6 protein-coding genes are annotated in these 8230 nt (G+C 38.4%); 4 read left to right on the top strand and 2 right to left on the bottom strand.

Annotation, left to right across the window (positions count from 1 at the left end; translation table 11 throughout):
• Positions 1–195: response regulator (locus Aba26S_RS20025; RefSeq protein WP_155770359.1), on the bottom strand; the 195-nt coding region annotated here is incomplete at its 3' end.
• 138 nt (positions 196–333) lie between these two features.
• Between Aba26S_RS20025 and Aba26S_RS20020 the strand changes: the two genes are divergently transcribed.
• The 4 genes from Aba26S_RS20020 to Aba26S_RS20005 all read left to right on the top strand — a co-directional run bounded on the left by Aba26S_RS20020 (position 334) and on the right by Aba26S_RS20005 (position 7851).
• Complete coding sequence (locus Aba26S_RS20020; RefSeq protein ID WP_033917516.1) at positions 334–1521, top strand: efflux RND transporter periplasmic adaptor subunit; 1188 nt, start codon at positions 334–336, stop codon at positions 1519–1521.
• Positions 1521–4631, top strand: a complete 3111-nt coding sequence (locus Aba26S_RS20015) for an efflux RND transporter permease subunit (RefSeq protein WP_033917518.1) — start codon at positions 1521–1523, stop codon at positions 4629–4631. The genes Aba26S_RS20020 and Aba26S_RS20015 overlap by 1 nt, the downstream gene beginning before the upstream one ends.
• Positions 4632–4719: 88 nt before the next feature.
• Positions 4720–6108, top strand: a complete 1389-nt coding sequence (gene adeC / locus Aba26S_RS20010) for an AdeC/AdeK/OprM family multidrug efflux complex outer membrane factor (protein WP_370538948.1) — start codon at positions 4720–4722, stop codon at positions 6106–6108.
• 228 nt (positions 6109–6336) lie between these two features.
• Positions 6337–7851 carry an MFS transporter gene (locus tag Aba26S_RS20005; protein ID WP_033917554.1) on the top strand — a complete coding sequence of 505 codons (1515 nt, stop codon included), beginning with the start codon at positions 6337–6339 and terminating at the stop codon, positions 7849–7851.
• Between the two features lie 102 nt (positions 7852–7953).
• Here the strand turns inward: Aba26S_RS20005 and Aba26S_RS20000 are convergent.
• Positions 7954–8230: ATP-binding protein (locus Aba26S_RS20000; RefSeq protein WP_043974673.1), on the bottom strand; the 277-nt coding region annotated here is incomplete at its 5' end.

Raw genomic sequence — 8230 nt, 5'->3', positions numbered from 1 at the left:
TTTAATATCTAACAATAATAAATCAATAGGTTGAGACGAATGGAGCTCTATAGCTTGTCTACCGTTCATAGCACGTATGACACGCATCCCTTCTTTTTTTAGATATTGTTCAATAATATCACCAATATCATATTCATCCTCAACAACAAGAATTAGTTTGTCACGGCAATCAAATGAGAATGAACTATCAAACATAAAATAATCCTTTACTAAGAACTTATTTATTTTATCGATATTTTTTTTATTCTCCACACTTTTTCCATAGTTTATCAACGATAAATACACAAATATTAAAAATAATGTAAATATCTAAAACTGTATGAGTTTTTCCATATGAAGAAGCCTCTGTTACTTCCACTTTTTTTATCTATTGGCCTTATCTTACAAGGCTGTGGCTCTGAAGAAGCAGCTCAGACTGAAACACCTTCGGCAAAAGTAAGTGTATTAAATGTTCAACCACAAACAGTAAACTTCAGTGAAAATCTTCCAGCTCGTGTACATGCATTCCGAGTAGCAGAAATTCGCCCTCAGGTTGGTGGAATAATTCAAAAAGTACTATTCAAACAAGGCAGTGAAGTAAAAGCTGGGCAACCCTTATACAAGATTAATTCAGAAGTCTTTCAAGCTGATGTTGCAACAAATCAAGCTGCATTGAAAAAAGCGGAATCAGAAGTTAGTCGATTAAAGACCCAACTTGAGCGTTATCAAGAGTTGTTACCTAGTAATGCTATTAGTAAACAAGAATTTAGTAATGCACAGGCCCAATATCATCAAGCTCTAGCTGATGTTTCACAAATGAAAGCCAGCCTGACACGCCAAAATATTAATTTACAATATGCAACCGTGAGAGCACCTATTTCAGGACGTATTGGTCAGTCTTTTGTCACTGAAGGTGCATTAGTTGGGCAAGGAGATGCTAATGCTTTAGCAGTGGTTCAGCAAATTGACAAAGTATATGTGGATGTAAAACAATCTATTACAGCTTATGAAAAACTACAAGCTGCTTTACAAGCAGGTAAATTATCCGCAAATGCTGATCACAACGTCCAAATTTTAAATAATCAAGATCAACCTTATAACGTTACCGCAAGACTATTATTTGAAGATATTAATGTTGACCCTGAAACTGGCGACGTAACTATGCGTATTGAAGTTGACAATAAAAATCGTCAGCTTTTACCAGGGATGTACGTTCGAGTGAAGATGAGTCGTTCTTCCGTTCCTAATGCCTTACTAATTCCAGAACAAGCGATTCAATATGACAACAGTGGACATTCACAAGTTTATATTGTGAATAGCAAAGGAATGGCTGAGTTACGCAAAATCGAATTAGGTCAACAACATGATCAATTTTACACAGTCAATCAAGGCTTAAATTCAGGTGACCGTATTGTTGTCGAGGGTATTGACCGGATCCAGCCAAATCAAAAACTTGAAATCACTACATGGAAAGTATCAGGACCTAAAAATACGTTTCCAAACGCAGAAGTCAAAGCCTCTACAACAAAAGGAGGTGAATGATTATGTCTCAATTCTTCATCCGCCGCCCTATATTTGCATGGGTGATTGCGATTTTTATTATTCTCTTTGGATTACTCAGTATTCCTAAATTACCTATTGCCCGTTTTCCAAGTGTTGCTCCACCACAAGTGGTTATTACAGCCGTTTATCCTGGTGCAACGCCAAAAGCAATTAACGATAGCGTAGTAACGTTAATTGAACGGGAAATGTCAGGCGTAAAAAACTTACTTTATTATAGTGCAACAACAGATACATCAGGTTTAGCACAAATTACTGCGACCTTTAAGCCTGGTACAGATGTAGATATGGCTCAGGTAAATGTACAAAATAAGATTAAAACTGTTGAAGCCCGCCTGCCGCAGACTGTACGCCAACAAGGTTTGTTAGTCGAAGCATCTTCTTCAGGCTTTTTAATGTTGGTCAGTCTGAGTTCACCTAATGGACAACATTCTGAAGTCGATTTAAGTGATTATTTAGTTAGGAATGCTGTTGAAGAATTAAAACGTGTTGAAGGCGTAGGTAAAGTTCAATCGTTTGGTTCAGAAAAGGCTATGAGAATATGGGTTGATCCAAATAAATTGGTGTCCTATGGCTTATCTATTAGTGATGTAAATAATGCTATACGTAGTAATAATGTTGAAATTGCACCCGGTCGATTAGGTGATGTACCCGCTGAAAAAGGACAACTCATTAGTATTCCCCTATCAGCACAGGGCCAACTTAAAAATATTGATGAGTTCAAGAATATAAGTTTAAAAAGTAAAGTAAGTGGTAGTTCAATAAAACTATCAGATGTTGCTAAAGTTGAAATGGGTTCACAAGCCTATAGTTTTGCTATTTTGAAAAATGGTAAACCTGCTACTGCAGCAGCAATCCAGCTCAGCCCTGGTGCTAATGCAGTAAAAACCGCTGATGGTGTTAAAGCTAAGGTTGAGGAACTAAAACAGAATTTACCAGAAGGTATGCAACTAGATATACCTTATGACACCGCTCCATTTGTCAAAATCTCAATTGAAAAGGTAATTCATACATTACTTGAAGCCATGGTTCTGGTTTTTATCGTGATGTATATATTTTTACATAATGTTCGATATACATTAATTCCAGCGATTGTAGCACCTATTGCTTTACTTGGTACATTTACAGTGATGTTATTGATGGGCTATTCCATCAACGTACTAACTATGTTTGGTATGGTGCTTGCCATCGGAATTATTGTCGATGATGCCATTGTCGTCGTAGAAAATGTTGAACGAATCATGGCAACAGAAGGCCTCTCACCTAAAGAGGCTACCTCTAAAGCCATGAAAGAAATTACTAGTCCTATTATTGGGATAACACTAGTACTTGCAGCCGTATTTTTACCTATGGCATTTGCAAGCGGCTCTGTAGGGATCATCTATCGTCAATTTACAGTGACGATGTCTGTATCCATTTTATTTTCCGCTTTGCTAGCTTTAGTGTTAACTCCCGCACTTTGTGCCACCATTTTAAAACCGATCAATGGTCATCATCAAAAGAAAGGGTTCTTTGCATGGTTTGACCGTAGTTTTGATAAAGTGACTAAAAAATATGAAGTCATTTTGCTCAAAATCGTTAAACACACTATTCCAATGATGATTGCCTTTGTTGTCATTACGGTTGTTACTTTTGCTGGTATGAAATATTGGCCTACAGCATTTATGCCAGAAGAAGACCAAGGTTGGTTTTTAACAACATTCCAACTTCCATCAGATGCAACACGTGAAAGAACCCAGAATATTGTGAAAGAGTTTGAAGGACATCTAAATCAAAAACCTGATGTGCAAAACAATATTTCCGTTCTTGGCTGGGGTTTTGGCGGTTCTGGACAAAACGTTGGGGTTTCATTCTCAACACTAAAAGATTTTGAAGAAAGAAAAATGCCTGCCTCTGAATATGTCAATTCACTTAACGCAGCTATGGCAAAAAGCAATGAAGGTAGCGTTATGTCTATATTGCCTCCGCCAATTGACGAGTTGGGTACATATTCAGGTTTTAGTCTACGGTTACAAGACAAAGCCAACTTAGGTATGCCTGCTCTTATAGCAGCTAAAGAGCAGCTGATTGAAATGGCTTCTAAAAATCCAAAGCTCTATATGGTTTGGGCTGAAGGTTTACCTGAAGGCAATCGTGTGAGCTTGAAAATCGATCGTGAAAAGCTTAATGCTCTTGGTGTTAATTTTGCTGATGTATCAGACATTATTTCAACCTCTATGGGGTCAATGTATATCAATGATTTCCCGAACCAAGGTCGTATGCAACAAGTGATTGTTCAAGTCGATGCAAAATCACGTATGCAGTTGGAAGATATTCTTAATCTCAAAGTAACAGGTTCAAGTGGCCAATTGGTTTCGTTATCAGAAGTTGTGACACCACAATGGAATAAAGCACCACAACAATATAATCGCTATAACGGACGTCCATCTTTAAGTATTGCCGGTATTCCAAACTTTGGGACATCATCTGGTGATGCCATGCGTGAAATGGAGCAAATGATGGCCAAACTTCCTAAAGGAATTGGCTATGAATGGACTGGTATCTCTCTACAAGAAAAACAATCAGAATCACAGATGGCATTTTTATTGGGCCTATCTATGCTGGTGATCTTTCTTGTACTCGCTGCCCTTTATGAAAGTTGGTCGATTCCACTATCAGTTATCTTAGTTATTCCATTGGGTATTTTTGGTGCTGTGATTGCAATTATGACGAGAGGCATGATGAATGATGTGTTCTTCAAGATTGGACTCATCACAATCATTGGTTTATCGGCCAAGAACGCTATTTTGATTGTTGAATTTGCCAAGATGCTTAAAGAAGAAGGTATGACTTTAGTTGAAGCTACCGTTCAGGCTGCAAAACTTCGTTTACGTCCAATTCTCATGACATCTCTTGCCTTTACATGTGGTGTTGTTCCTTTAGTCATCGCATCAGGAGCGAGCTCTGAAACACAACATGCATTAGGTACTGGGGTATTTGGCGGCATGATTTCAGCAACAATTCTCGCAATTTTCTTTGTTCCAGTATTTTTCATCTTCGTACTGGGAGCAGTTGAAAAACTCATTTCTTCAAAGAAAAAAACGACCCCTTAAGTTAAAAGAGCCAAAAGAAACATAAATGTTTCTTTTGGCTCTTCTTCGATATTACTGCTTTTACTATTTGGAGAAAATCATGCTTAAAATGCCAGTTCATTTAACACGAGGATTACTTGTTTCTTCCCTTTCCATTGCATTAACTGCTTGTATCAATATGCAGGCATCACAACCTGTACAGAAGTCGAATATTCCACAAAATTTTTCACAAACATCTACGGGAACATCGATTGCGGAAAATGGTTATAAAACTTTCTTTTCTGATCCTAAGTTACTACAAGTAATTGAAATTTCAATCGACAATAATCGTGATTTACGTACTGCCGCCTTAAATATTCAACGTGCCCAACAACAATATCAAATTAGCAAAAATGATCAGCTGCCCACAATTGGAGCAACTGGTAGTGCAGTTCGACAAGTCGAATCCTCTATTAATCCTAATAACCCATATTCGACTTTTCAAGTTGGCTTGGGTGTAACCGCTTATGAATTAGATTTCTGGGGACGAGTCCAAAGTTTAAAAGATGCCGCTTTAAATAATTACTTTGCGACACAAAGTGCTAGAGATGCTACTCAAATTAGTTTAATAAGCCAAGTCACCCAAGCATGGTTAAATTATGCTTTTGCAAAAGATAATTTAAATCTTGCGGAGCAGACATTAAAAGCACAAATTGATTCGTACAATCTCAATAAAAAGCGTTTTGATGTAGGTATTGATAGCGAGGTTCCATTACGACAAGCTCAAATTTCTGTCGAAACAGCACGAAATGATGTGGCTAACTATAAAACTCAAATGGTACAAGCACACAACTTACTGAATCTTTTAGCTGGACAAACTATTCCACAAGATTTACTTCCAAATCAAAGAATTAAAAGTATTACAAAGGAAACAGCTTTCACAACTGGCCTGCCCAGTAATTTACTTAATAATCGTCCTGATTTAAAAGCAGCTGAATTTCAACTTAGAGCAGCGGGTGCAAATATCGGTGCAGCAAAAGCACGACTATTCCCAACAATTAGCTTGTCTGGATCCGCAGGTTATGCTTCAACAGAGTTAAATGATTTATTTAAATCTGGAGGTTTTTCTTGGTCAGTTGGTCCAAGTATTGACCTTCCTATTTTTGATTGGGGAACCCGTAAAGCTAATATTAAAATCTCTCAGACAGAACAGCAAATTGCACTTGCTAACTATGAGAAATCGATACAGTCAGCTTTTCGTGAAGTTAATGATGCACTTGCCGCTCATGCACATATCGAAGATCGTTTAGCAGCCCAGCGTCGTTTGGTCATTGCAACAGATGCAACATATAAACTATCCAGTGCTCGTTTTAGAGCAGGTATTGATAGTTATTTAACGGTATTAGATTCGCAACGCTCTTCTTATGCAGCACAACAAGGACTACTTATCCTCGAACAAATAAAACTAAATAATCAAATCGAACTTTATAAGTCGTTAGGTGGAGGAATTGCGAGTTGAAAAAGTCTAATGATTCTATGAATACACCTAACTTTTTCAACTGACTACAAATGTGTTGCACTTGGGATTTGAATCTGCGAGATAAAAAAACAGCCATCTGTTGACAAGGTTTTTACAGGAAAACTTGGCAACAGATATAAATAAACCCAAAGAGCATATTATCACTCAAGATGGTAAGGCTGTTTAGCATCAAATAATTGTGAATAGACCATCTATGTAGGTTTAATAATGAAAGCTTCCAATCTTGATCCGAAACGCTGGTGGATATTGCTCGCTGTCGTGCTTGCATTTCTGCCGATTGTGATTGATATGACTGTACTGCATGTTGCGGTTCCCTCATTAACCCAATCGCTGAGTGCCACAAGCAACCAAGTCTTATGGATTATTGATATTTATCCATTACTTATGGCTGGACTTTTAGTTCCGATGGGAACTTTGGCTGATCGTGTCGGCAATCGTAAGATTCTGCTGATTGGCTTGGTTATATTTGGAATTGCCTCAGTCCTTGCGGCATTTTCCCAAACGGCTTCTATGCTGATTGCCGCACGTGCTTTATTAGCATTAGGCGGTGCCATGATTATGCCCTGTGTATTGGGTATTATTCGCAGAACCTTCGAAGACAGTCGCGAACGTGCCATTGCGCTGGGTATTTGGGGCACAATCGGATCAGCCGGTGCCGCCATTGGACCGCTCATTGGTGGGGGATTGTTAGAATATTTCTGGTGGGGTTCAGTTTTCCTGATTAACGTCCCAATCATGCTGGTTGTCGCACCAATGTGCTATTTCTTATTGTCCCGAAAAGAAGCTATAACCCCTGGACATTGGGCATTTGGTCAAGCGCTATTGCTGATTGTCGGTTTGATTTCGTTTGTATATGCACTAAAAGCAGGCTTAGGCGGTAAACAGTCGTTGTTGATTGTCTTGCCTTTGGTCGTTTTATCTATCGGCTTATTAACCATATTTGTACGCAAACAGCTGAATTCTCCTCAGCCGATGCTAGATCTTTCGCTATTTTCACGTCCTGCTATTTTAGCCGGCATTATTATGGCAATGGTTGCTGCAGGCGCTTTGGCAGGGGTTGAGTTAACTTTGGCAATGGAGCTGCAATATGTCATTCGTTTAACACCGCTGCAAGCCGGTCTTTTTATGGTTCCGATTATGGTTGCGGCCGCTATTGGCGGGCCTATTGCTGGTTTTTTATCCAATAAATTTGGACTCCGTCTGGTTGCGACCATGTCATTAATATTGGCAGCAATTGCGTTGGTCAGTTTGAGTTATTCAGATTTTCATCATCCGGGAATCATCGTTCCCTTTATTTTAGCTTCGATTGGATTAACACTGAGTATTGGTTTAACAGCTTCATCCATTGCGATCATGGGCTCAGTACCTGCAGAAAAGGGCGGTGCGGCAGGTTCACTTGAAAGTACAGGTTATGAACTGGGTACAGGACTAGGTATTACTTTATTTGGTGTTTTCATGGCCTATATATTTGGCAGTCATCTTCAAGTGCCGTCAGATTTAACTGCTGTTTTAGCAGAAAAAGCCAGACTATCGATTGGTGATACCTATTTAGTAGCGAGCCAATTACCTACAGAGCAAGGAGTTGCATTGATTAATGCAGGTAAAATAGCCTTCAGTTCAGCTCATGTGAATTTATTATCAACAGCAGGTATTATCATCGGCATACTCTCCATTGTGGTATTTTTTATGCTAGCTAAATATCGAGATGAGAATTCATTGTGATGAAATTTATTTGAGGATCATCAAACAGAATTGTTAAGTTCAGACATCAAGTTATCTTATATTTATCGCTTAAATGAAGCCTATTGATCTGAACTTAACACATTATAAATGAGTTGATGTCTTACGATTCAGTTGAATAGTAAAACAGCTGCCACCTAAGTTTTTGGATTTAGAATAATAAATATGACCTTGATGTGCTTCAATAATTGCATCAATCACTGCCAAGCCTAATCCAGTACCGCCATCTAGACGTGATCTAGAGTCTTCCAGACGATAGAAGGGTTTGAACAGGTGTTTAAGATGCGATTCATCAATACCTGGACCTTCATCTTCAAACGTCAATACCCAATGTTCTACTGTGGTTACAGATATAATATTT

It is taken from the genome of Acinetobacter sp. NBRC 110496 (genome assembly GCF_000876115.1).
In the GTDB taxonomy this organism is placed as follows: domain Bacteria; phylum Pseudomonadota; class Gammaproteobacteria; order Pseudomonadales; family Moraxellaceae; genus Acinetobacter.
The sequence above is the reverse complement of the archived record's forward strand: the minus strand, read 5'-3'. Positions and strand labels throughout refer to the sequence as shown.

Coding starts and splice junctions, on each gene's coding strand:
- Aba26S_RS20020 (WP_033917516.1), top strand. CDS start 334: ATGAAGAAGCCTCTGTTACTTCCACTTTTTTTATCTATTGGCCTTATC.
- adeC (WP_370538948.1), top strand. CDS start 4,720: ATGCCAGTTCATTTAACACGAGGATTACTTGTTTCTTCCCTTTCCATT.
- Aba26S_RS20005 (WP_033917554.1), top strand. CDS start 6,337: ATGAAAGCTTCCAATCTTGATCCGAAACGCTGGTGGATATTGCTCGCT.